The sequence below is a fragment of the Variovorax sp. PMC12 genome (assembly GCF_003019815.1).
In the GTDB taxonomy this organism is placed as follows: domain Bacteria; phylum Pseudomonadota; class Gammaproteobacteria; order Burkholderiales; family Burkholderiaceae_C; genus Variovorax.
In genome coordinates this window covers 2687952-2709799 of the sequence record NZ_CP027773.1, presented here as the reverse complement: position 1 = coordinate 2709799, position 21848 = coordinate 2687952, and the positions used below count along the sequence as shown (strand labels likewise).

The 21848-nt window shown below is 67.8% G+C and carries 20 protein-coding genes; 5 read left to right on the top strand and 15 right to left on the bottom strand.

The window, feature by feature from the left end; all coding sequences use genetic code 11:
• Nucleotides 1-33: 33 nt before the first annotated feature.
• On the top strand, nucleotides 34-825 hold the full coding sequence (locus tag C4F17_RS12700) for an SDR family oxidoreductase (protein WP_081265718.1): 792 nt from the start codon (nucleotides 34-36) through the stop codon (nucleotides 823-825).
• A 15-nt stretch (nucleotides 826-840) separates the two neighbouring features.
• On the opposite strand, the gene C4F17_RS12695 is transcribed toward C4F17_RS12700, so the two are convergent.
• Nucleotides 841-1749 carry a DMT family transporter gene (locus C4F17_RS12695; RefSeq protein WP_106935479.1) on the bottom strand — a complete coding sequence of 303 codons (909 nt, stop codon included), beginning with the start codon at nucleotides 1747-1749 and terminating at the stop codon, nucleotides 841-843.
• A 102-nt stretch (nucleotides 1750-1851) separates the two neighbouring features.
• Here C4F17_RS12695 and C4F17_RS12690 point away from each other — a divergent pair, with 102 nt between their 5' ends.
• Both C4F17_RS12690 and C4F17_RS12685 read left to right on the top strand, forming a co-directional pair.
• Nucleotides 1852-2838, top strand: a complete 987-nt coding sequence (locus C4F17_RS12690) for a quinone oxidoreductase family protein (protein WP_106935478.1) — start codon at nucleotides 1852-1854, stop codon at nucleotides 2836-2838.
• Between the two features lie 106 nt (nucleotides 2839-2944).
• Complete coding sequence (locus C4F17_RS12685) at nucleotides 2945-3370, top strand: response regulator (RefSeq protein WP_081265720.1); 426 nt, start codon at nucleotides 2945-2947, stop codon at nucleotides 3368-3370.
• Here C4F17_RS12685 and C4F17_RS12680 read toward each other — a convergent pair.
• Nucleotides 3324-4253 (bottom strand): LysR family transcriptional regulator, encoded by a 930-nt coding sequence (locus C4F17_RS12680; RefSeq protein ID WP_106935477.1) that lies wholly within the window; start codon nucleotides 4251-4253, stop codon nucleotides 3324-3326. The two genes, C4F17_RS12685 and C4F17_RS12680, sit on opposite strands and share 47 nt — an antisense overlap.
• A 70-nt stretch (nucleotides 4254-4323) precedes the next feature.
• On the opposite strand from C4F17_RS12680, the gene C4F17_RS12675 reads away from it, so the two are divergent.
• Nucleotides 4324-5328, top strand: a complete 1005-nt coding sequence (locus C4F17_RS12675) for a bile acid:sodium symporter family protein (RefSeq protein WP_106935476.1) — start codon at nucleotides 4324-4326, stop codon at nucleotides 5326-5328.
• Nucleotides 5329-5355: 27 nt separating this feature from the next.
• Here the strand turns inward: C4F17_RS12675 and C4F17_RS12670 are convergent, their stop codons facing one another.
• The 10 genes from C4F17_RS12670 to C4F17_RS12625 form a co-directional block, all read right to left on the bottom strand.
• Nucleotides 5356-7017 carry a Na/Pi cotransporter family protein gene (locus C4F17_RS12670; protein WP_081265722.1) on the bottom strand — a complete coding sequence of 554 codons (1662 nt, stop codon included), beginning with the start codon at nucleotides 7015-7017 and terminating at the stop codon, nucleotides 5356-5358.
• Between the two features lie 64 nt (nucleotides 7018-7081).
• Entirely contained in the window at nucleotides 7082-7945 is an 864-nt protein-coding gene (locus C4F17_RS12665; RefSeq protein ID WP_106935475.1) for a phosphodiesterase, read from the bottom strand.
• Nucleotides 7942-9006, bottom strand: coding sequence for an ABC transporter ATP-binding protein (locus C4F17_RS12660; protein ID WP_081265724.1), 1065 nt, complete (start codon nucleotides 9004-9006; stop codon nucleotides 7942-7944). The genes C4F17_RS12665 and C4F17_RS12660 overlap by 4 nt, the downstream gene beginning before the upstream one ends.
• Complete coding sequence (locus C4F17_RS12655; protein WP_106935474.1) at nucleotides 8996-9796, bottom strand: ABC transporter permease; 801 nt, start codon at nucleotides 9794-9796, stop codon at nucleotides 8996-8998. Before C4F17_RS12655 ends, C4F17_RS12660 begins: the two co-directional genes overlap by 11 nt.
• A 12-nt stretch (nucleotides 9797-9808) precedes the next feature.
• On the bottom strand, nucleotides 9809-10630 hold the full coding sequence (locus tag C4F17_RS12650; RefSeq protein ID WP_106935473.1) for an ABC transporter permease: 822 nt from the start codon (nucleotides 10628-10630) through the stop codon (nucleotides 9809-9811).
• Nucleotides 10631-10954: 324 nt separating this feature from the next.
• Nucleotides 10955-11965, bottom strand: coding sequence for an ABC transporter substrate-binding protein (locus C4F17_RS12645; protein WP_106935472.1), 1011 nt, complete (start codon nucleotides 11963-11965; stop codon nucleotides 10955-10957).
• 45 nt (nucleotides 11966-12010) lie between these two features.
• Entirely contained in the window at nucleotides 12011-13030 is a 1020-nt protein-coding gene (locus C4F17_RS12640) for a LacI family DNA-binding transcriptional regulator (protein ID WP_106935471.1), read from the bottom strand.
• A 144-nt stretch (nucleotides 13031-13174) separates the two neighbouring features.
• Nucleotides 13175-13687 carry a signal peptidase II gene (gene lspA / locus C4F17_RS12635; protein WP_081265729.1) on the bottom strand — a complete coding sequence of 171 codons (513 nt, stop codon included), beginning with the start codon at nucleotides 13685-13687 and terminating at the stop codon, nucleotides 13175-13177.
• Nucleotides 13687-16536 carry an isoleucine--tRNA ligase gene (gene ileS / locus C4F17_RS12630; protein ID WP_106935470.1) on the bottom strand — a complete coding sequence of 950 codons (2850 nt, stop codon included), beginning with the start codon at nucleotides 16534-16536 and terminating at the stop codon, nucleotides 13687-13689. Before ileS ends, lspA begins: the two co-directional genes overlap by 1 nt.
• Before the next feature lie 132 nt (nucleotides 16537-16668).
• Nucleotides 16669-17706 carry a bifunctional riboflavin kinase/FAD synthetase gene (locus C4F17_RS12625; protein ID WP_106935469.1) on the bottom strand — a complete coding sequence of 346 codons (1038 nt, stop codon included), beginning with the start codon at nucleotides 17704-17706 and terminating at the stop codon, nucleotides 16669-16671.
• Nucleotides 17707-17872: 166 nt separating this feature from the next.
• On the opposite strand from C4F17_RS12625, the gene C4F17_RS12620 reads away from it, so the two are divergent.
• Nucleotides 17873-18433, top strand: coding sequence for an HNH endonuclease (locus C4F17_RS12620; protein ID WP_081265732.1), 561 nt, complete (start codon nucleotides 17873-17875; stop codon nucleotides 18431-18433).
• Between the two features lie 2 nt (nucleotides 18434-18435).
• Here the strand turns inward: C4F17_RS12620 and C4F17_RS12615 are convergent, their stop codons facing one another.
• The 3 genes from C4F17_RS12615 to C4F17_RS12605 all read right to left on the bottom strand — a co-directional run bounded on the left by C4F17_RS12615 (nucleotide 18436) and on the right by C4F17_RS12605 (nucleotide 21844).
• Complete coding sequence (locus C4F17_RS12615) at nucleotides 18436-19224, bottom strand: enoyl-CoA hydratase (RefSeq protein WP_106935468.1); 789 nt, start codon at nucleotides 19222-19224, stop codon at nucleotides 18436-18438.
• 13 nt (nucleotides 19225-19237) lie between these two features.
• On the bottom strand, nucleotides 19238-20605 hold the full coding sequence (locus C4F17_RS12610; protein WP_106935467.1) for an alpha/beta fold hydrolase: 1368 nt from the start codon (nucleotides 20603-20605) through the stop codon (nucleotides 19238-19240).
• A gap of 123 nt (nucleotides 20606-20728) precedes the next feature.
• Complete coding sequence (locus C4F17_RS12605; RefSeq protein WP_106935466.1) at nucleotides 20729-21844, bottom strand: acyl-CoA dehydrogenase family protein; 1116 nt, start codon at nucleotides 21842-21844, stop codon at nucleotides 20729-20731.
• Nucleotides 21845-21848 lie beyond the last annotated feature (4 nt).

The following is a 21848-nucleotide window of genomic DNA, read 5'->3' as shown; positions in this document are numbered from 1 at the left end:
AGCCCTTTGCCGCAATCATTGGAGAAACACGACATGGATCTGGGTATTGCAGGCAAGACCGCACTGGTGTGCGGCGCGAGCAAGGGGCTGGGCTACGGCTGCGCCGAGGCGCTGGTGCGCGAGGGCGTGAACGTGGTGATCGTCGCGCGCGGCGCCGAGGCGCTCGAAGCCGCGGCGAAGAAGCTGGCCGAGGCTGCGGGCGCATCGGGCCCGTTCGTGAAGCACGTGGCCGCCGACATCACCACCGAAGCCGGACGCGCGGCGGTGTTCGCGCTGGGCCACGACTTCGACATCGTCGTCACCAACGCCGGCGGCCCGCCGCCCGGCGACTTCCGAAACTGGGACCGCGAAGCGTGGATCAAGGCGGTCGACGCCAACATGCTCACGCCCATCGAACTCATCAAGGCCACGGTGGACGGCATGGCCAAGCGCGGCTTCGGGCGCATCGTGAACATCACGTCGAGCTCGGTGAAGTCGCCGATCGACATCCTGGGCCTGTCGAACGGCGCGCGCAGCGGCCTCACCGGCTTCGTGGCCGGCGTGGCGCGCACGCCCATCGCGGCGCAGGGCGTGACCATCAACAACCTGCTGCCCGGCTCGTTCGACACCGACCGGCTGAAGGGCACCATGGCCGGCACGGCGCAGAAGACGGGCCAGGATTTCGACACCGTGTGGGAAGCCCGCAAGAAGAACATTCCTGCCAAGCGCTTCGGCACCCCGGCCGAGTTCGGCGCCATCTGCGCGTTCCTGTGCAGCATGCAGGCCGGCTACATGACCGGCCAGAACGTGCTGGCGGACGGCGGCGCCTACCCCGGCACGTACTGACCGGCGGCGGCGCCTTCAGCGCCGTGACGCCACCACGATCCCGCCCACGATCAGCAGGAATGCCGCGCCGTGGTACCAGTGCGGCAGTTCGCGCAGGAACGCGGCGGAGAGCACCGCCGCGAACAGCGGCGTGAGGTTCATGAAGATGCTTGCTGCCTGCGGGCCCGCGCGCTGCACCGCGGTGCCCCAGCAGCGGTAGGCGAGCACCGCCGGGCCGATGCCGATGAACAGCATGGCGGCCACCAGCGGCCAGCCGATGTCGATGTGCGCGTCGGTCAGCGTCCATTCGCCGGCCGCCAGCGCGCCCGACCACGCGATGCCGAACACCAGCTGCGCCATCAGGAAGGCGGACCAGTCCTGCCGCACGCCCCTGGGTTCGTGCGTGCGCGCCAGCATCCAGCTGTAGAAGGCCCACGCGATGGAGCCGAGGATCATGTAGAGATCGCCCGGCACCAGCCGCAGCGCCATCAACTGCCGCCATTCGCCGCGGCTGAGCACCAGCAGCACGCCCGCCATCGACAGCAGTGCGCCGCCGACCTCGCGCGCGCTGATGCGTGCACCGAAGAAGAGGGCGCCGGTCGCCAGCATCCACAGCGGCGCGCTCGAGCCCACCAGCGTGACGTTGATCGGCGTGGAGGTCTGCAGCGCGAGGTACTGGAACGCGTTGTAGAGGCCAATGCCGAGCAGGCCCAGCAGCGCATAGCGCCGCCAGTGCGGCCACAGGGCGCTGTCGCGGCGCAGCACCGGCGCGGCCAGCGGCAGCACGATGACGAACGCGATGATCCAGCGCACGAAGTTCAGCGTGAGCGGCGACACCAGCTCGCGCACGAGGCGCCCGACGACGGCGTTGCCTGCCCACAGAAGCGGCGGAACGACCAGCATGAAAACGACGAGGGGTGTGAGGCGCTGCGGCTGTGTCTGCATGGGCGCCGACTCTACCGGTCGGCAATGCCCCGTGCTGTCGCGGGAAAGGCAAACATGGCAGGATGCCCCTCTTCTTTTTTCCTGCGCGTGGAGACTGCCATCATGAAGAGCAAAGCCGTCCGTATCGATCGCCCCGGCGGTCCCGAAGAACTGAAGATCGTCGAGGTCGAGGTCGGCGAACCCGGCCCCGGCGAGATCCGCATCCGCCACAAGGCGGTGGGCCTGAACTTCATCGACACCTACCAGCGCAGCGGGCTCTATCCGTTTGCCATGCCGCTGCAGCTGGGCATGGAAGCCTCCGGCATCGTCGAGGCGGTGGGCGAGGGCGTGACGCACCTGAAGGCCGGCGACCGCGCCGCCTATGCCAGCCCGCCGCCCGGCTCGTACTGCGAACTGCGCGTGATGCCGGCCAAGTGCGTGTGCAAGCTGCCCGACGACATTTCCTTCGAGACCGGCGCGGCCATGATGCTCAAGGGCCTCACCACGCAGTACCTGCTGAAGAAGACGCTGCCCGCCGAAGGCCTGCAGGCCGGCGACTTCATCCTGTTCCATGCTGCCGCGGGCGGCGTGGGCCTCATCGCCTGCCAGTGGGCCAAGGTGCTCGGCCTGCAGCTCATCGGCACTGCCGGCAGCGACGCCAAGTGCAAGCTGGCGCTCGAACACGGCGCGGCGCACGCCATCAACTACAGCACCGAGAACTTCGCGGCGCGGGTGAAGGAAATCACTGGCGGCAAGGGCGTGAAGGTGGTGTACGACTCGGTCGGCAAGGACACCTTCGAAGGCTCGATCGACTGCCTGCGGCCCTTCGGCCTGCTGGCGGTATTCGGCAACGGTTCGGGTCCGGTGCCGCCGGTGAACCTGGGCACGCTGGCCTCCAAGGGCTCGCTGTACGTCACGCGGCCCACGCTCTTCACCCACATGTCCACGCGCGAGAGCACCCAGGCCATGGCCGACGACCTGTTCGCGGTGGTGCGAAGCGGCGCGGTGAAGATCCCGATCGACCAGCGCTATGCGCTGGACGACGTGCAGCAGGCGCACCGCGACCTCGAGGCGCGCAAGACCACGGGCTGCACGATCCTCACGCTCTGATAAGTCGGAAAGGACAGTCTTGTCCTACCCGGGCAGTGGTGTCATGCCTTCGACTTGTGACTGGCGCACTTTGTAGCCTTGGGCCAAAGCTCAGAGGCAAAGCCGCATGAACACCGTTCGCACATACATCGTCGAAGACAACCCCACCATTCGCGAGAACCTGGTGGGCACCTTGCGCGAGGTAGCGCGGGTAGACCCCATCGGCCAGGCCGAATCCGAAGCCGAGGGCCTGCGCTGGCTCACGCGCAACCCGACCCAGTGGGACCTGGCCATCATCGACCTGTTCCTGAAGGACGGCACCGGTTTCCGCGTGCTCGAAGCCTGCCGCGACCGTCATCCGATGCAGAAGATGGTGGTGCTGAGCAACTATGCGACGCCCGAGATGCGCCGTAAGTGCGCCCTGCTGGGCGCCGACGCGGTGTTCGACAAGGCCACCGAGGTGGAAGACCTGATCGATTTCTGCGTGCGGCAGCGGCAGGCGCGGCTCAGCCATCCTTCTGCGTCGTCGAACCGGGCTCCGCTGACGCACTGAGCGCGGCGGTCTCGCGCACGATGCCCCACACCCGCTCCGCGAGCGGCGAAAGCGCCCGGTTGCGGCGCCGGATCAGCATGATCGCCCGCTGAACGCGCGGCACCAGCGGCCGCACCACGAGCTGCGGCAAACCCTCCGGCGGCAATGAAAGCTCCGGCATCACGCTGATGCCGATGCCCGCCTCGACCATGCGGAACACGGTGGTCGGGTGGCCGAGCTGCTGCTTCACTTCGCAGTGCGCGCCATGCCGCTCCAGCGCCTGGTCGATCAGCCGTCGGCTGCCCGAGGCATGGTCGAGCAGCACCAGGGATTCGCCGTCCAGCGCGGTCCAGCGCACCGATGCCTTCTGCGCGAGCCGGTGCGCGGGCGGCACCACGAGCACGAATGGGTCGTCGAGGATCGCTTCGCAATGCAGGTCCTCGGCCTCCGAGGGCTCGATGACCACGCCGAAATCGACCTCGCCGCTGCGCACGCTGTCGAGCACGTCCTGCTGGATGCGGTCGAGCAGAAGAAACTGGATGCCCGGCGCCTGCACCGCGCAGGTGGCGATGCAACCGGGCATCAGGTTGGCCGACAGCGTGGGGCTGCTCGCCACCCGTACCTTGCCGCCGCGCGCGCTGGCCAGGCCGGCCACGTCCTGCAGGGTCTGGTCGAGGTCGTCGAGCACGCGGTCGAGCCGGGCCGCGAGCGACTGGCCGGCTTCGGTCAGAACCACCTCGCGGGTGGTGCGGTCGAGCAGCTTGAGCCCGAGCTGCGACTCCAATTCCAGGATCGAGCGGCTGACCGCCGGCTGGCTCAGGCCGACCTGGTCGCCGGCGCGGCTGAAATTGCGTCCCTCGGCCACAGAGCGGAACACGCGAAGCTGGCGAAGCGTGACATTCATGCGCTCGAATCATATATCCATCAGATAAATCCATTTCTCTTTTGAATGCCGCCGGCGTCCAATGCGTTCCATGGCCCGTTCACGCTTCCTCCCCGACAACTTCACGCTCGCCCTCGTCACGGTCGTGACCATCGCCAGCCTGCTGCCCGCCAGCGGGCGCACGGCGCATTTCTTCGAAGGCCTGACCACGGTCGCCATCGGGCTGCTGTTCTTCCTGCACGGCGCCAAGCTGTCGCGCGAGGCGATCATGGCGGGCATCACCCACTGGCGGCTGCACCTGCTGGTGTTCGCGAGCACCTTCGTCCTGTTCCCGTTGCTGGGGCTCGCGCTCAAGCCCGTGCTGTCGCCGCTGGTGACGCCCGAGCTCTACACCGGCGTGCTGTTCCTGTGCGTGCTGCCGGCGACGGTGCAGTCGGCCATCGCCTTCACCGCGATGGCCCGGGGCAACATGCCGGCCGCCATCTGCAGCGCCTCGGCATCCACGCTGCTGGGCGTGTTCATCACGCCCGTGCTGGTGAACCTGGTGGTGCTGCCGCACAACGGCGGCGCGACCTCGTCCTTCGACTCGATCGGCCGCATCCTGCTGCAGCTGATGGTGCCCTTCCTGGCCGGCCATTTGCTGCGCCCGGTCATCGGCAAGTGGGTGCAGAAGCGCGCGGCGGTGCTCAAGTTCGTGGACCAGGGATCGATCCTGCTGGTGGTCTACACCGCGTTCAGCGCGGCGGTGATCGAGGGGCTCTGGAAGCAGATTCCCGTGAGCGCGCTGCTGGGCCTGCTGCTGGTGTGCGCCGTGCTGCTGGCACTGGCGCTCACGCTCACGACCTTCACCGCGCGCAAGCTGGGTTTCGATACGGCGGACGAGATCACCATCGTCTTCTGCGGCTCCAAGAAGAGCCTCGCGAGCGGGATTCCCATGGCGAAGGTGCTGTTCGCTTCGCATGCCGTGGGCGCCATCGTGCTGCCGCTGATGCTGTTCCACCAGATGCAGCTGATGGTGTGCGCGGTGCTGGCGCAGCGCTATGCGCGGCGGGGGCAGAAAGCCGCGCCGGCGCTGAAGCCTGCCGCGCAGAAGTAGCTTCCTTCCGGCCGGGGCGCTGTCAGGTCAGCTCTCCAGCTGGCCCAGCTGGGGATCCTTCAGCCGGCTCGGCGCCAGCGCCCCGGCCGACTCCAGGATCGGATAGGCGATCGAGCAGATGTGCGAGTTGATGCGCTTCAGGTCGCTGATCAGGTCGATGTGCAGCGAACTGGTCTCGATGCTCAGCGTGGTCCGGTCGGACAGGCGGTCCAGGTGGGTGGTGGCGTAGGCCCGTTCCAGGTCGCGGAAGCGCGCCTTTTCTTCGAGCAGCTTCTGGGCGTCGCGCACGTTGCCGTTCAGGAACACGCTCATGCTCAGCCGCAGGTTGGCGATCAGCCGGCCGTGCAGCTCCACGATCTCGGCCATGCCGGCTTCGGAGAAGTTGCGCTGCGGCTTGATCTTCTTGTCCTCGATGTCGATGATTACCCGCTCGATGATGTCGCCGATCTGCTCCATGTTGATCGTGAAGCTGATGATGTCGGTCCAGCGCCGGCTTTCTTCCTCGCCCAGCGCCTCGCGCGAGATGCGCGTCATGTAGTACTTGATGGCCGAGTACAGCTCGTCCACCGCATCGTCGAGCTGCCGCAGCTCCTGCGCCAGCCGCAGGTCGTTGTGGCGGATCACGTCGAGCGTTCCGATGAGCATGGTCTCCACAATGTCGGCCTGGTGCAGCGCCTCGCGCGCCGCGTTCGAAATAGCCAGCGAAGGGGTCGAGAGCGCCGACGGGTCGAGGTGATGCAGCCGCATGGTTCCGGCTGGCTGCTGCGGCGCCGGCAGCAGCCGCGTCACCAGCTTGGCCACCCATTGGGTGAGCCCGATGAACCCCACGCTGATGATGACGTTGAAGCCCAGGTGGAACAGCACCACGCCGTGCGCCTGGTTCGGCAGCTCGGGCTGCACGTGGCGGATCCACAGGCCGATGAAGGGCGCCACGATGGCCACGCCCAGCGCCTTGAACAGCAGGTTGCCGACGGTCACCTGCCGCACCGACACCGCCGACTTGGCCGTGGTCAGCACCGCCAGCAGGCCGCTGCCGAGGTTGGCGCCGAGCACCAGGCCCAGCGCCACGTCCAGCGGCACCACGTTCGAGGTGGCCATGGCCGCCACCAGCAGCACCACCGCCAGGCTCGAATAGGCCACGATGGCCAGCACCGAGCCGATGGTGATCTCCAGCAGCACGTCGCTGTTGAGCGAGGCCAGCAGCGTGCGCACGGCGGGCGACGAGAACAGCGGCTCGGTCGCTTCCACCACCAGCTGCAGCGCCAGCAGCATGAGCCCCAGGCCGATGAGCACCCGGCCCACGCGCCCCGCCACCGAGGCCGAGCGCGTGATGAACAGCACCACGCCCACGAAGATGAACATCGGCGACAGCCAGGACAGGTCGGCCGAGAACAGCACGGAAATCAGCGCGGTGCCCACGTCGGCGCCGCGCATCACCGCCAGCGCAGCCGGCAGCGTGACCAGGCCCTGCCCGACGAAGGACGAGGTCATGAGGGAGGTGGCCGTGCTCGATTGCACCAGGGCGGTCACGCCGATGCCCGAAAGGGCTGCGGTGAAGCGGTTGCGCATGCTCTGCACGAGGATCTTGCGCAGGTTGGCGCCGAATACGCGCAGCACGCCGGTACGAACGAGGTGCGTACCCCACACCAGCAATGCGACTGCCGCCAGCAGGTTCAGAAGATGCTTCATGGGTGTCGGGTTCTATCCTTTTCGTTTTGGTTCGTTTTGACCCCATTTTCCACAAGATAGCGAATCAGTCGATAAGCGCTCCGTTATCGTGGAAGGGATAGGGGCCTTCGAAGCTACCGCAAGCCGCCAGATGCGTCACCAGCCGGCGGTTGCGCGGCAGCCACGCATGGACGCGGAAGCCGGGCGGTTCCAGCGTCCAGGCCGAGGGCGCGTCCGGCGCCAGATCGAGGCAGACCTGGTGCGCCTGCGCCGGCGAGGTCGAGGCGATGGTGCCGCCGAAGCGCACGTCGATGGCGCGGTGCAGGTGGCCGCAGATGATGCGCTCGACGTTGGGGTAGCGCGAGACCAGCGCCTCCAGCGCCTCCGAGCCCTGGAGCAGGCCGATTTCGTCCATGTGGCCGATCAGCGTCTCGAACGGCGGATGGTGCATGGCGATCACCACGGGTTCGCCGCGGCAGGCTTCCAGCTGCGCTTCGAGCCAGGCCAGGCGCTTCTCGCACAGCGAGCCGTGGCTCGCGCCGGGCACGCAGGTGTCGAGCGTGAGCAGGCGCAGCGGGCCGACGCGCACCGAGTACTGGATGAAGCCGTCGGTGCTGGCGCCCGTGCCCAGGTAGGCGTGGCCGGGGAAGCTGCGGCGCAGCTGGTCGCGGTCGTCGTGGTTGCCGGGCATCAGGTAGACCGGCATGGCCAGCGGGGCCAGCAGGCGCGCGAGGTGTTCGTACTCGGCCGCGCGGCCGAAGTCGGTCAGGTCGCCGGTGACGACCACCGCGTCGGGCGGCTGGCGCAGCGCCAGCACCGACTGCACGGCGCGCTCCAGGTAGGGCGCGGTGTTGATGCGGCCGTAGGCCAGCCGGCCCGGCTCGCGGATGTGCAGGTCGGTCAGCTGGACCAGGAAGGTGGTGTCTTGGGGTGTGTTGCTTGTCGTCATGCGGTGGTGGTCTCCTGCGACGTCATCAGGCGGTCGGGGTGGATGCGAAAGCCCACGGTGTCGCCTGGCTTGAAGGGCTTGTCGCGACCCACGTCGGCCACCAGCAGGGGCTGGTCCTGCGCGAGCAGGTGCAGCTGGACGCGGTCGCCGAGGAAGGTGCGGCGCTCGACGATGCCGGCGGCCCAGTCCAGCTGGGGCGCGCCGACTTCGATGTCTTCGGGGCGCACCAGCAGGGTTGCATGGTCGCGCCAGGCGCCCGGGCAGGGCAGGGTGGTTCCGCCGAGCCGCACGACGCCCTGCGCAATGGCCTCGGCCGTGCGCTCCAGCCGGTTGACCCGGCCCAGGAACTCGGCCACGAAGGGGTGCGCGGGGGCGCGGTAGAGGTCTTCGCCGCGGCCCACCTGCACGATGCGGCCGGCGCGCATCACCGCGAGGCGGTCGGCGATGGCCAGGGCCTCCTGCTGGTCGTGCGTGACGTGGATGGCCGTGATGTGCAGGCGGCGCAGCAGCTCGGCCAGCTCGTCGCGCAGCGATTCCTTGAGCTTGGCGTCGAGCGCGGCCAGCGGCTCGTCGAGCAGCAGCACGCGCGGGCGCACGGCCACGGCGCGCGCCAGGGCCACGCGCTGGCGCTGGCCTCCAGAAAGCTCGGCGGGGCGCTTGTTCTCCAGGCCGCCCAGGCGCACCAGGTCGACCAGCTCGCCCACGCTGCGCTTCTCTTCTTCGGGCGAGACGCCGCGAATTCGCAGGCCGTAGCCGATGTTGGCCGCCACCGTCATCTGCGGAAAGAGCGCGTAGCTCTGGAACACCATGCCCACGCCGCGGTGCTCGACCGGGCGCTGGGTCACGTCCTGGTCACCGAAGACGATGCGGCTGCCCGCGTCGGGCGCCTCCAGCCCGGCAATCAGCCGCAGCAGCGTGGTCTTGCCGCAGCCAGAAGGGCCCAGCAGCGCCAGCACTTCGCCGGCTTCCACCCGCAGGTTGGTCGGCTGCAGGCCGCGCGTGCCGTCGGCATAGGTCTTTGCGCAGTTGGCGATGTCGATGGTGATGCGTTCAAGTTCCATGGCGTTTCTGCATGAGGTTGGCAAGGTACTGCAGGGCCCACAGCACCGGAAGGATGACGGCAAAGAAAACCAGCGTGTAGGCCGATCCGATCTCGATGCGCATCGAGGCATAGCTGTCGGCCAGCCCCACGGGCAGCGTGCGCGTGAGCGGCGTGTGCAGCATCCACGTGAGGTTGAATTCGCCGACCGAGAGCGTGAACACCATCAGGCTGCCGGCCACGATGGCGGGGAACACGGCCGGCACCAGGATGCCCATGAAGCGCTGGCGGAAGTTCGCGCCCAGCGAGCGCGCGGCTTCCTCCAGCGCGAGCAGGTCGTCGCGCTCGAAGGCCGAGCTGACGGTGCGCACCATGAACGGCAGCGTGAAGACGATGTGGCCCACGAGGATGAAGGCGAAGCTCTGGCGAAAGGCCGTGAGCTGCCCGTAGGCGAGGATCAGCGCAAGCGCCGTGGCCAGGCCAGGCACCGCGACCGGCAGCGTCAGCAGTTCCTCGAAGATGCGTGCGGCGCGCGAGCGGCTGCGCGCCAGCGCATAGGCGCAGGGCACGCCGATCAGCACGGTGCCGATCACGCAGGCCACGGCCAGCGCGAGCGACCAGCCGACGGTGCCGCCGTAGTTCTCCCACACCTCGCCGAGCCAGCGCAGCGTGAAGCCGCTCTTGAGGCCGGTGCTGTAGTTGTTGACCAGGCCCGCCATCACCGACAGCAGCATCGGCGCGATCATGAAGAGGCTCACGATGAGCGTGACGGCGAGCAGGAAGGGCGCCTTGGCCTGAGTGTTCTTTCGCATGGTGGATGTGCCTCAGCGTGCGACGGGATTGGCGCCGAAGCGGCGCGCCACGAACAGCACCAGCCAGGTCACGATGCCCAGCGAGATCGACAGCGACGCGGCGAGCGCGAAGTTGGCGTAGTTGGTGAACTCGTTGTAGATGGTGATGGGAATGACCTCGAACTTGCTGGCCAGCGTGAAGGCCGTGCCGAAGGCGCCCATCGACGTGGCGAACAGGATCGCGCCGCAGGCCAGCGTGGTGGGCGCGAGCTCGGGCATCCACACGTCGCGTGCCACGCGCAGCCGCGAGGCGCCGAGCGAACGCGCGGCTTCCTCGAGCTGGGTGTTCATCGACTCGGCTGCGGCTGCGTAGGTGGCGATGGCGCGCGGCAGCGAAAAATAAAGGTACGCCAGGAACAGCCCGAGCAGGCCGTAGGCGAAGGTGATGCGCTGGCCGATCAGGCTGTCGCTGAGGTCCGCGACCACGCCTTGGCGCCCGCCCAGCAGGATCACGAAGAAGCCGATGATCACGCCCGGGAACGACAGCGGCAGCGTGAGCAGCGACAGCAGCATGCGCTTGCCGACGAAGGCATGCCGCGCGAGGTAGATGCCCACTGCCGCGCCCAGCACCAGGGTGGCGAGGGTGACCGTGATGGAGAGCACCACCGTGTTGGCCATGCTCGCGAGGTAGCGCGAATCCGTGAGCACGGCGAAATAGGTTGCCCAGCCTTTGTCGGCGGGCAGCGTCAGCAGGCGCACGACCGGCAGCAGCCAGAAGGCCGCGAAGAAGGCGGCAGCGGGCGCTGCGCAGGCCAGCAGGCGCCAGCTTGGGTTCCAGGAGTTGTTGGACTTCATGTCGGCTTTTTCGCCTTGTCTTGTTGCTTGAGGCTCTTCTTCAGGGCGTGTGCACAGGCCATCGGGTACTCCCCTCCGCGAATGTCCCCCGCCCTGCGGGCTCCTCCTTTATTTCGCTGCGGGGAGCACCCGACGTCCTGTGCACTGGACGCGCCGCTGGTTTGCGGCTGATCAACCAGTGCTCTGAACGATCACGACGGCGGGGTGCCTTGCGCAGCGAAATAAAGGAGGAGGGGCGCAGCCCCGGGGGACATTCGCGGAGCAAGGCACCCCGTCGTCGGGAGCGCGCCCCGAAAAGCGCGCCCCGCAACGAAGCACAAAGAGTTAGCGAACTTCCTTCAAGTACTCATCGGAGAAAGCGCGTTGCGCGGCAGCCATGCGTCCGTAGTCCACGCTCTTCGCACGGGCGTAGTCGCTGGCGGGCAGGAACTGGGCTTCGATTTCCTTGGGCATCGCGCTCGCGCGCACCGGCCGCAGGTAAGCCTTGGCCCAGATGGCCTGGCCTTCGTCGGACAGCGTGAAGTCGAGCACCTTCCTGGCGTCGGCCGCGTGCGGGGCCTTGGCGACCAGGCTCATCACGTAGGGCACGGCCAGCGTGCCTTCGCTCGGGATCACGAACGCGACGTTGGCCTTGTCCTTGTACTTGGCGCGGTAGGCGTTGAAGTCGTAGTCCAGCAGGATCGCGATTTCGCCCGAGAGCACGCGCGCATACGACGTCTGCTTCGGCACGATCGGCTCATTCTTCTGCAGCGCCTTGAAGTAGTCGATGGCCGGCTTGAAGTTGTCGAGCGTGCCGCCGCGCGCTTCGTTCACCGCGACCGCGCCGACATAGCCCACGAAGGCCGAGGCCGGGTCGAGATAGCCGATCAGGCCCTTGTATTCGGGCTTGAGCAGGTCGGCCCACGACTTCGGAATCGGCTTGCCCTTGAGCGCGTCGACGTTGACCATGAAGCCGAGCGTGCCCGAGTGGATGGTGAACCAGTTGCCGGCCGGGTCCTTCATGCCCTCGGGAATGTCTTTCCACGCTGCCGGCTTGTAGGGCTCGACCAGGCCGTCCTTGGCGGCCTGCACCGCGAAGGTCACGCCAAGGTAGGTGACGTCGGCGACGGGGCTGGCCTTCTCGGCGGCCAACTGGGCCAGCGACTGGCCCGAGTTCTTGTTGTCGGGCGGCACGGTGACGCCCGTCTTGGCCTTGATGGCCTTCAGCTGGGTGCCCCAGTCGGCCCATTCGGTCGGGCAGTTGTAGCAGATGGCGGTCTGGGCCATGGCGCTGCCGGCGGCGAGCGTGGCGGCGATCAGGCCCAGGCGGGCCAGGCGATGGAAGCGGGAGGACATGCGGGAGCTCCTTGGAGGATGAGTCGGAGAAAGAGGTTGGTGAGGTCAGAAAGTCGCGGCGTTGTTGTCTTCGCGCGCCGAAGCGCACGACTCGCCGTCTCGGAAGGCATGGGGAAGCTGCAGGCTCGAATCCGCCCGCAGCGTGGTGCCGCCGGCAATCGCCTGGATCAGCAGTTCGACGCCCTGGCGGCCGATGTCGCTGTTGGGCTGGGTGATGCTGGTGAGCGCGGGCGTGAGGTCTTCGCCGAGCGCAATGCCGTCGAAGCCGACCACGCTGAGGTCCTCGGGCACCGACAGGCCGCCGAGGTGGGCGGCGCGGATGCTGCGGATGGCCAGCAGGTCGTTCGAGCAGATCAGCGCGGTGGGGCGCTGGCGTGCCTGCAGGTGGGTGCAGAGCGCGTCGACGGCGGTCTCGACGAAGGGCACTTCGATCACCGGCTGTGCGTCGAGCCCGGTGTCGGCCATGCCCTTGAGGTAGCCGCGGTAGCGCTGCTGCGCGCGGTCCGATGCGGCCAGCGTGCCACTGACCATCGCGATGCGCCGGTGGCCCAGCAGCACGAGCCGGCTGACCGCGTCGGCCACCGCGCCTTCGCTGTCGACCGACACGCAGGGGTGGTCCGCATGGCGGTTGTAGGCCAGCACGTAGGGCACGCCGGCGGCCTGGAGCCGGGGCAGCGCCGCCGAGGTCGAGGGGTTCGACACCACCAGGATCAGCCCGTCGACGTTGCCCGCCAGCAGCAGGTGGACGGCGCGCTCCTCCTCGTCGAGCCGGTAGCCGGTGGTGACGGGAATGATCGCGTAGCCGCCCGCCACTGCGGCCCGCGCGATGCCCTGCAGGCATTCGGCGAAGGTCGGGTTCAGCAGCGTCGGCAGCACGATGCCGAGCACGCGGCTGCGTTGCGTGCGCAGGGTGCGCGCACTGGCGTTGGGCAGGTAGTTGAGTTCCTGCGCCACGCGCTCCACCAGTTCGCGGGTGGCGGGCGTGACCTTGTCGGGAAAATTGAAGGCGCGCGAGACCGTGGCCACGGAGACCCCGGCTTTGGCTGCAACGTCTTGGATACTCATCTTGCGGTGTTCATGTAATCGATTACATTGGACCGCCGCAGTATGACTTTGTTATGACATCGCCTGAAAGGGGGAAAAACCCGGAGGGCCTGGGCGAGGGAAAAGCCCAAAGAAGAAGGGGCCCCGCGGGGCCCCTGAGAAAACCTACTTGCCCCGGCGAACCCGCCGGATCTCGTCCAGGATCAGGCAGATGGCCCCGAGCGTGATCGCACTGTCCGCGGCATTGAATGCCGGGAAGTACCAGTTCCCCGCGTGGAAGCTCAGGAAGTCGACCACGTAGCCGTGCATCATCCGGTCGACCACGTTGCCGATGGCGCCGCCCAGGATGCAGGCCATGGAGAACGAAAACAGCTTCTGCCCCGCGTGCGACTTCAGCATCCACACGATGAACACCGCCGCCGCCACGCCGATCGCCGTGAACAGCCAGCGCTGCCAGCCCGAGTGATCTGCGAGGAAAGAGAAGGCGGCCCCCGTGTTGTGCGCGCGCACGACGTTGAAGAAGCTCGTCACGTAGGTCGCGTCACCGAGCTTGTAGTAGCCCAGGATCAGCGTCTTGGTGAACTGGTCGATGATCACGATGATCACCGCCAGCCCCAGCCAGGGCCAGATGCTGCTGCCGCGCGAACGCGAGGCCGACATGGAGCGGGCGGCGGCCATCAGGCAAAGCTCCGCGATTCGCCGGCGCCGAACAGGTTGCTGGTGCAGCGCCCGCAGATCGTCGGATGGGCCGCGTCGTGGCCCACGTCGTCGCGGTAGTGCCAGCAGCGCTCGCACTTCTGCGCGGCGCTCGGGGTCACCACCGTCGACAGCGTCTCGCCGGCCGCCAGCGCGATGGCCGAGGTGATGAAGACGAACTTCAGGTCGTCGCCCAGCGTATCCAGCAGCGCGAAGTCGCCGGCCGGTGCCGTCAGTTGCAGGTTGGCCTGCAGCGACGAGCCGACCTTGCCTTCGGCGCGGACCGTCTCGATTTCCTTGTTCACCACGTCGCGGATCTCGCGGATGCGGTTCCACTTGGCGAGCAGGGCCTCGTCGGGCGCGTCGAACTTGCTGTAGGTCTGCGTGAAGATCGATTCGCCTGGCTTGCCGGTGCCCACGAATTTCCACGCCTCTTCGGCCGTGAAGCTCAGGAACGGGGCCATCCAGCGCAGCATCGCTTGCGAGATGTGCCACAGCGCCGTCTGCGCGCTGCGCCGTGCCAGCGAGCCCGGGGCCGTCGTGTAGAGGCGGTCTTTCAGGATGTCGAGGTAGAAGCCGCCCAGGTCTTCCGAGCAGTAGATCTGCAGCTTGGCCACCACCGGATGGAACTCGTACACCTTGTAGTGCGCGAGGATCTCGGCCTGGAACTGCGCCGCGCGCGACAGCGCGTAGCGGTCGATCTCGAACAGCTGGTCGAGCGGCACGCCGTCTTTTTCGATGTCGAAGTCGCTGGTGTTCGCGAGCAGGAAGCGCAGCGTGTTGCGGATGCGGCGGTAGGCATCGACCACGCGGGCGAGGATCTTGTCGTCGCCGGCGATGTCGCCCGAATAGTCGCTCGCGGCCACCCACAGGCGGATGATTTCCGAGCCCAGCTTGTTGCTGATTTCCTGCGGGTCGATGCCGTTCTTGAGCGACTTGCTCATCTTGATGCCCTTGGCATCGACCGTGAAGCCGTGCGTCAGCAGGCCGCGGTACGGCGCGCGGTCTTCCAGCGCGCAGGCGATCAGCAGCGACGAGTGGAACCAGCCGCGATGCTGGTCGTGGCCTTCGAGGTACAGGTCGGCTTCCGGCCCCGTCTCGTGGTGCACCGTGGGGTGCGTGCCGCGCAGCACGTGGGAGAAGGTCGAGCCCGAGTCGAACCACACCTCGAGGATGTCGGTGCTCTTGGTGTAGTGCGGTGCGTCTTCGGCGCCGAGGATTTCCTCGACCGTGACGCGGCTCCAGGCCTCGATGCCGCCCTTCTCGACGATGTCGGCGGCCTGGTCGAGGATTTCCATGGTGCGCGGATGCAGCTCGCCCGAGTCCTTGTGCAGGAAGAACGGGATCGGCACGCCCCAGCTGCGCTGGCGGCTGATGCACCAGTCGGGCCGCCCGGCGATCATGTCGTGCAGGCGGGCCTTGCCGTTCTCGGGGTAGAAGCTGGTCTGCTCGATGGCGTCGAGCGCGGTCTGGCGCAGCGTCTTGGGCGCCTTGTCCTTGGTGAACACGCCTTCGCCCTCGTCCATGCGCACGAACCACTGCGCCGCGGCGCGGTAGATCACCGGCGTCTTGTGGCGCCAGCAGTGCGGGTAGCTGTGGGTGATGGTCTCGGTGGTCAGCAGGCGGTTGGCATCGCGCAGCGCGGCGATGATGACCGGCACGGCCTTCCAGATGTTCTGGCCGCCGAACAGCGGGAAGTCGGGCGCGTAGCTGCCGTTGCCCTGCACCGGGTTCAGGATGTCGTCGTATGCCAGGCCGTGGGCGATGCAGGAGTTGAAGTCGTCCACGCCGTAGGCGGGCGAGGAGTGCACCAGGCCCGTGCCGTCGGTGGCGGTGGCGTAGTCGGCCAGGTAGATGGGCGACAGGCGCCTGTAGCCGGCGTCCGCGTCATACAGCGGATGCTCGAATTCGAGGCCGCCCAGCTTCTCGCCCTTGACCGTGGCCAGCACCTTGCCGTCGAGCGCATAGCGCGTCATGCACATCTCGACCAGCGAGTTGGCCAGGATCAGCAGGCCGCGCTCGGTATCGACCAGCGAGTACTCGAGCTCGGGGTTGAGGTTGATCGCCTGGTTGGCGGGGATGGTCCACGCGGTGGTGGTCCAGATCACGGCGAAGATGTCGCCCAGGATCGTGTGGTCGGTGCCGAAGGCCTTGAGCACCTTCTCGCGCTCGTGCGCCTTGAAGGCGACGTCGATGGTCTGGCTCTTCTTGTCGGCGTATTCGATCTCGAACTCGGCCAGCGAGGAGCCGCAGTCGAAGCACCAGTACACCGGCTTCAGGCCGCGGTAGACGAAGCCGCGCTCGATGACGCGCTTGAACACGCGCAGCTCGCCGGCCTCGTTGGCGAAGTCCATGGTCTTGTAGGGATGGTCCCATTCGCCCAGCACGCCCAGGCGCTGGAAGTCGGCCATCTGCTGTGCGATCTGCCCGGTGGCGAAGGCGCGGCTCTTGGCCTGCATCTCGTCGCGGCTCAGGTTGCGGCCGTACTGCTTTTCGATGGCGTTCTCGATCGGCAGGCCGTGGCAGTCCCAGCCCGGCACGTAGAGCGCGTCGTAGCCTTCGAGCTGGCGCGCCTTGGTGATCATGTCCTTGAGGATCTTGTTCACCGCGTGTCCCATGTGGATCTGGCCGTTGGCGTACGGCGGGCCGTCGTGCAGGATGAACTTGGGCGCGCCGTGGCGGGCGTCGCGCAGGCGGTGGTAGCGGCCTTCGTCGTTCCATTCCTTCACCCAGCCCGGTTCGCGCTTGGGCAGGTCGCCGCGCATCGGGAAGGGGGTGTCGGGCAGGTTCAGCGTGGAGCGGTAATCTTTGGGGGAAGCAGCGTCAGACATGTTGGGGTGCGAAGCAGAAGGCTTCTAGGGGGCTTCGACAGGCTCAGCCCGAACTGCATGAAGCGTGTCGGTGCGGAAGGTATAGCCGTTCGCCCTGAGCTTGTCGAAGGGCGGCAGCACGGGCGTGCAGGGCTAAATTCGGTCGCGCGTGGTCTGGCGGTGGGTTTCGGCGTGGGTGGACGCAAAGAACGCACGTGCGTCGCGCCCATCCTTCGCGATGCCCGCTGTGAGGGCCTCGAGGCTGGTGTAGCGCAATTCGTCGTGCAGTTTGTGCAGGAGTTCCACGCGCACGATTTTACCGTAGGCCCCTTCGGTCCCCAGATGCGAGGGCCACTCCAGGCAATGGGTTTCCAGCAGAACCCGCCCGCCGTTGACGTCGTTGGCGTCCAGCGAGGGGCGCACGCCCAGGTTCGCCACGCCCGGCAGCGGCTGGTAGGCCAGCCCGTGGACCAGCACCGCGAAGATGCCGCTGGCGGCCGGCTTCCAGTGCTTGAAGCGCAGGTTGAGGGTGCGGAAACCGTCGTCCAGGCCCGGCGCCGATGCACCCAGCGCGCGGCCGAGCTTGCGGCCGTGGACCACGTGGCCGGAGATCGTGTAGGGCCGCCCGAGCAGCGTCTGGGCGTCGGCCATGCGGCCTTCGGCCAGCGCCTCGCGCACGGCGGAACTGGAAACCCGCAGGCCGTGCACCTCGTAGCTGTTCATGCGCGCCACGTCGAAGCCGCGGGCGTCGCCTGCCGCGTCGAGCATGGCGTAGTCGCCGGCCCGCTTGGCGCCGAAGCGGAAATCGTCGCCCACCAGCACATAGCGCGCGCCCAGGCCGTCGACCAGCACGTTCTGGATGAATTCTTCCGGCGTCTGGGAAGCCAGCCGGCTGTCGAACGGCAGCACGATGGTCTGTGCCACGCCGCAGGCGGCCAGCTCGCTGAGCTTGTCGCGCAGCGTGCCGATGCGCGCCGGCGCCAGGTCGGGCTTCTTGGTGAGCGCGGCGAAGTAGTCGCGCGGATGGGGCTCGAAGGTGAGCACGCAGCTCGGCAGCCCGCGCTGGCGGGCCTCGGTCTGCAAGAGCGCGAGCATGGCCTGGTGGCCACGGTGCACGCCGTCGAAATTGCCAATGGTGAGGGCGCAGGCGGGGGCTACGCCCGGGTGCCGGAAGCCGCGGAAAACCTGCATCGGTGAGTATCTTTTTGATAGCGCCTTTCGCCCGTCGATTGGGCGAATCAGGCCGATTTGTCACAAAGCCGGTATATTGTGACGCAGTGCGTTGATCGGCGTGGGTCTGCAACGCGCTCCGTGTCCCTGGTCTTTCCGTGTTCTCTCACTTTTCGAGGAGGCGTGTGTGAAGGTCTTGAAGCTGTCGGCCCAAGGGCTGCCCCAGTCATGGATTTCGCTGGAACAGGCGGTGATCCACTATGCGGCGGACGAAGTTCGCTGGGAAGTGGGCGCGCAGGTGGCTGTGTTCCGTGGCGGCCACAACGCCATCACGGGCGAGCAATCGCAGATCGCGATCAACAGCATCATCGGCACCAAGGGCGTGCCGCGCATCAATCCCTTCACGCAGCGGCCGGGGCTGACCAACAGCAAGCTGTTCTCGCGCGACCGCAACGTCTGCGCCTACTGCGGCGGGCACTTCCATGAAGACGAGCTCACTCGCGAGCACATCATTCCCTTTGCCCAGCGGGGCATCGACACCTGGATGAACGTGGTCACGGCCTGCAAGCCGTGCAACCACCGCAAGAGCAGCCGCACGCCCGAGCAGGCCGGCATGCCGCTACTCTACGCGCCGTACGTGCCCAGCCTCTGGGAAGACTTCATCCTGCGCAACCGGCGCATCCTGGCCGACCAGATGGAGTTCCTGATGGCGCACCTGCCGCAAAGCTCGCGGCTGCACGACACCTAGCTTCAGCGCTTCCAGGAAGGCGGGCGCTTCTCGATGAAGGCCTGAACGCCTTCCAGCGCGCTCTCGTCCATCATGTTGCAGGCCATGGTCCGGCTGGCGTCTGCCAGGGCGGCCTCGATGCCGGTTTCGAGCTGGCGGTAGAACAGGGCCTTGCCCAGCGCCAGCGCCTTGCGCGGCTTGGCGACGATGCTCGCCACCAGCGCCTCGACGGCCGCGTCGAGTTCAGCGGATGCCGCCACCCGGTTGACCAGCCCCTTCTCGCGCGCTTCTTCCGCGCCAATGAATTCGCCCGTCACGAGCATCTCGAAGGCTTCCTTGCGCCCGAGGTTGCGCGACAGCGTGACGCTGGGCGTGGCGCAGAACAGCCCCACGTTCACGCCGCTGACCGCGAAGCGGGCTTCGCTCGATGCCACCGCCAGGTCGCACACGGCCACCAACTGGCAGCCCGCCGCGGTCGCGATGCCGTGCACGCGCGCGATCACCGGCACGTCGAGCTTCTGGATCGACAGCATCATCGCCCCGCAGCGCTCGAACAGCTGCCGGTAGTAGCCGAGCGATGGTTTGGCGCGCATTTCTTTCAGGTCATGGCCGGCGCAGAAAGCCTTGCCGGCTGCCGCGATGACGACGGCGCGCACGCTCTCGTCGGCTGCGATGCCGGCCAGCGCCTGCTCCAGCGCGCCCAGCATGCCTTCCGACAGCGCGTTGAACGAGGCCGGGCGGTTGAGCGTCAGCGTGACAACGCCGCGCGCGTCGCGCGACTGCAGCACGAAGGGGGCGGCGGAGTCGGTCATGGCGGGTGCCTCTTCAGTAGGTCAGCTCGAGCACCGTCACGTGCTCCTGGGCGGCCGGCCACGTCAGGCCGGTGATGCGCTCGCCGTTGAATTCGCCCGCCACCGCGCGCGGCGCGCCGCCGCCCTCCAGCCGCAGCCTGGAGGTGGCCACGCCCGCGCCCTTGGGCGGCACGCCGGGAGGCGGGCTCTTGCCGTCGAAGCGCATGGTGTCGCGCTGGGCATCGAAGTAGCCGCGCGGACGCGTGAAGACGACGACGGAGCTCGCACCGTTGTCGGCCGGCGTGATGCGCTCCGGCCGCAGGTGCACGAAGCTGCCGCTGCGTGGGAAGGGGCTGCGGTAGATGTGCGTGGTGCCGTAGCCCGGTGCGCTCAGGACGAATTCATAGGCGGTGTCGCCGCGCGCGTTGAACGGGCCCCAGCGGCCATCGGCGCCGACCGGCTTGGTGTGCACGGCCTCGCCGCGCCGCGCGCCGGTTGCCGGGTCCACGGCATACACCGTGACCTGCGCGCCGTTCAGCGCGAGGTTTTCGGCGCCGATCGCCCGGCCGTCGAGCACGACCTTGGTGTCCGGCACCACGGCGGTGGTGCGCGGTGCTTCTCCGGTCAGGAATTGCCATGTGGCCGCGAATGCCGCGGGCGAGAAAGAAGTCTCGCGGTGATCCACGCGCGGCAGCACGACGTTGGTCGCGCCCTTGAGCGCAGGGCCGTCGAAGCCGATGTTGGTCGGCTTGCCGGGGGCGCCGATCCACACGCCGTCGGGCTGCGCGTACTTGTCGTTGTTGTCGGAGCGCAGGGTCATCCACGTCACTCCTGGTGTGACTTCCTGGCCGTCCGGACCTTTGGGCGCATTGAGCTGCTGCATGAAGCCCGACAGCCCCGAGAACTCGTTGTTCTCGCGGAAACCCTTCACCGCCCAGATGCCGTGCGCCGGGTTGCCGCCCAGCACCACGTGGCTCACCACGGCCGCGCCGCCGCCGTTCTGCACGTAGGTGCGGATGGTGTTGCCGCCGCGCGAATTGCCGATCAGCACCACCTTGGCGGCGCCCGTGGCCTTCAGCACCTTGTCGACCTGCGCCTTGAGGAACGCCGCGGATTCGGCCGTCGAACTGCGTCCGGGCTGGGCCACGGCATCGTCGTCGCGCGCGAGCGGGTTCGGCTGGTCGAAGGCAAACAGCCGGTCGGCCGGCCAGCCGTTGGACTCGAAACGCCAGATCGTCGTCTGCCAGAGCGCGGCCGAATCGCCGTTGCCGTGGACGAACACGACGGGCGGCCGCTCTGCATACGACGGCGAGGGCGATGAAGAGGTGGCGCAGGCGGTCAGCATGGCGGTGGCGGCGGTCCCGATGACGGCCATAGCTAGAAGGGTGCGGCGGGATTGCATGTTTCGTTCCTGGGGCTGGAGTCCACGTGAAAACGCCCGTCGGCGCAAGGCGGGCGGGCGTTGGATGCTATCGGAACACCGTGAAACCGGCGTTGCCGGATTGCGGGTGTGTCGCCGTCGTCGTCAGGCGAAGACGCCGGCGGTGTCCTGCATGCGGGCCGACACTTCACCCAGGTGGTGGAGCGTGTCGCCGAAAGTCAGCTCGAGCTGCGTGAGCTTGCGGAAGTAGTGGCTGCCGATGTATTCGTCGGTCACGCCGATACCGCCGTGCAGCTGCACCGAGTTCGCGGCCACGTAGCGCATGGAAACGCCGAGCTGGTACTTGGCGCGTGCCAGTGCCTGGCGGCGTTCGTCGGCCGGGGCGTTGAGCTTGAGCGTGGCGTAGTAGCTCATCGAGCGCGCGAGCTCGAGCTGCATCTTCATGTCGGCGACACGATGGCGCAGCGCCTGGAAGGTCGAGATGGTCACGCCGAACTGCTTGCGCTGGTTCATGTAGTCGACGGTGAGGGCCACGGTCTTGTCCATCACGCCCACCGCTTCGGCGCAGGTGGCGGCAATGCCGACGTCCACCGCGTATTCGAGCGCTGCCAGGCCGTCGAGCGTGACCAGCGTGGCGTCGGCCTTGTCGAACACCACCTCGGCCGCGCGGCTGCCGTCCTGCGTGCCGTAGCCGCGGGCCTCGACGCCGCTGGCGCTGCGCTCGACGAGGAAGAGGGCGATCTTGCCGTCGACCTTGGCGGGCACGAGGTAGGCGTCGGCTTCGTCGCCGACCGGCACCACGCTCTTGGCGCCGTTCAGCGACCAGCCGCTGCCGCTCTTCGCGGCGTGGGCGTCGCACACGTCCAGGCGGTAGCGCGCCTTGCGCTCCTGGTAGGCCAGCACCACGATGGCCTGGCCGCCGGCGATGCGCGGCAGCCAGCCTTCCTTGGTGTTCGCGTCGGCATAGCCGCTGAGCACCGCGCCGGCGATCAGCGTCTGCGCGAAGGGCTCCAGCACGATGCCGCGGCCGAGTTCTTCCATGACGACCATGCCGGCCACCGGGCCCATGCCCAGGCCGCCGTCGTCTTCGCTGATGTAGAGGCCGCCCAGGCCGAGTTCGGCCAGTTCGTCCCAGGCTTCCCGCGAGAAGCCGCCCTTGGCCTCGATGCCGCGGCGGCGCTCGAAGTCATAGCCCTTGTCGACCCACTTGCGAACCGCGTCGCGCAGTTGTTCCTGGTCGTCGGAAAAATTGAAATCCATGTTC

Bases quoted from the DNA above. Each gene is read 5' to 3' on its own strand.
- C4F17_RS12610 (WP_106935467.1), bottom strand. From the start codon at position 20,605: ATGCAATCCCGCCGCACCCTTCTAGCTATGGCCGTCATCGGGACCGCC.
- C4F17_RS12655 (WP_106935474.1), bottom strand. From the start codon at position 9,796: ATGCGAAAGAACACTCAGGCCAAGGCGCCCTTCCTGCTCGCCGTCACG.
- C4F17_RS12690 (WP_106935478.1), top strand. From the start codon at position 1,852: ATGAAGAGCAAAGCCGTCCGTATCGATCGCCCCGGCGGTCCCGAAGAA.
- C4F17_RS12675 (WP_106935476.1), top strand. From the start codon at position 4,324: ATGGCCCGTTCACGCTTCCTCCCCGACAACTTCACGCTCGCCCTCGTC.
- C4F17_RS12680 (WP_106935477.1), bottom strand. From the start codon at position 4,253: ATGAATGTCACGCTTCGCCAGCTTCGCGTGTTCCGCTCTGTGGCCGAG.
- C4F17_RS12660 (WP_081265724.1), bottom strand. From the start codon at position 9,006: ATGGAACTTGAACGCATCACCATCGACATCGCCAACTGCGCAAAGACC.
- C4F17_RS12625 (WP_106935469.1), bottom strand. From the start codon at position 17,706: ATGCAGGTTTTCCGCGGCTTCCGGCACCCGGGCGTAGCCCCCGCCTGC.
- C4F17_RS12615 (WP_106935468.1), bottom strand. From the start codon at position 19,224: ATGACCGACTCCGCCGCCCCCTTCGTGCTGCAGTCGCGCGACGCGCGC.
- C4F17_RS12670 (WP_081265722.1), bottom strand. From the start codon at position 7,017: ATGAAGCATCTTCTGAACCTGCTGGCGGCAGTCGCATTGCTGGTGTGG.
- C4F17_RS12605 (WP_106935466.1), bottom strand. From the start codon at position 21,844: ATGGATTTCAATTTTTCCGACGACCAGGAACAACTGCGCGACGCGGTT.
- C4F17_RS12640 (WP_106935471.1), bottom strand. From the start codon at position 13,030: ATGAGTATCCAAGACGTTGCAGCCAAAGCCGGGGTCTCCGTGGCCACG.
- C4F17_RS12665 (WP_106935475.1), bottom strand. From the start codon at position 7,945: ATGACGACAAGCAACACACCCCAAGACACCACCTTCCTGGTCCAGCTG.
- ileS (WP_106935470.1), bottom strand. From the start codon at position 16,536: ATGTCTGACGCTGCTTCCCCCAAAGATTACCGCTCCACGCTGAACCTG.
- C4F17_RS12650 (WP_106935473.1), bottom strand. From the start codon at position 10,630: ATGAAGTCCAACAACTCCTGGAACCCAAGCTGGCGCCTGCTGGCCTGC.
- C4F17_RS12700 (WP_081265718.1), top strand. From the start codon at position 34: ATGGATCTGGGTATTGCAGGCAAGACCGCACTGGTGTGCGGCGCGAGC.
- C4F17_RS12685 (WP_081265720.1), top strand. From the start codon at position 2,945: ATGAACACCGTTCGCACATACATCGTCGAAGACAACCCCACCATTCGC.
- C4F17_RS12645 (WP_106935472.1), bottom strand. From the start codon at position 11,965: ATGTCCTCCCGCTTCCATCGCCTGGCCCGCCTGGGCCTGATCGCCGCC.
- C4F17_RS12695 (WP_106935479.1), bottom strand. From the start codon at position 1,749: ATGCAGACACAGCCGCAGCGCCTCACACCCCTCGTCGTTTTCATGCTG.
- lspA (WP_081265729.1), bottom strand. From the start codon at position 13,687: ATGGCCGCCGCCCGCTCCATGTCGGCCTCGCGTTCGCGCGGCAGCAGC.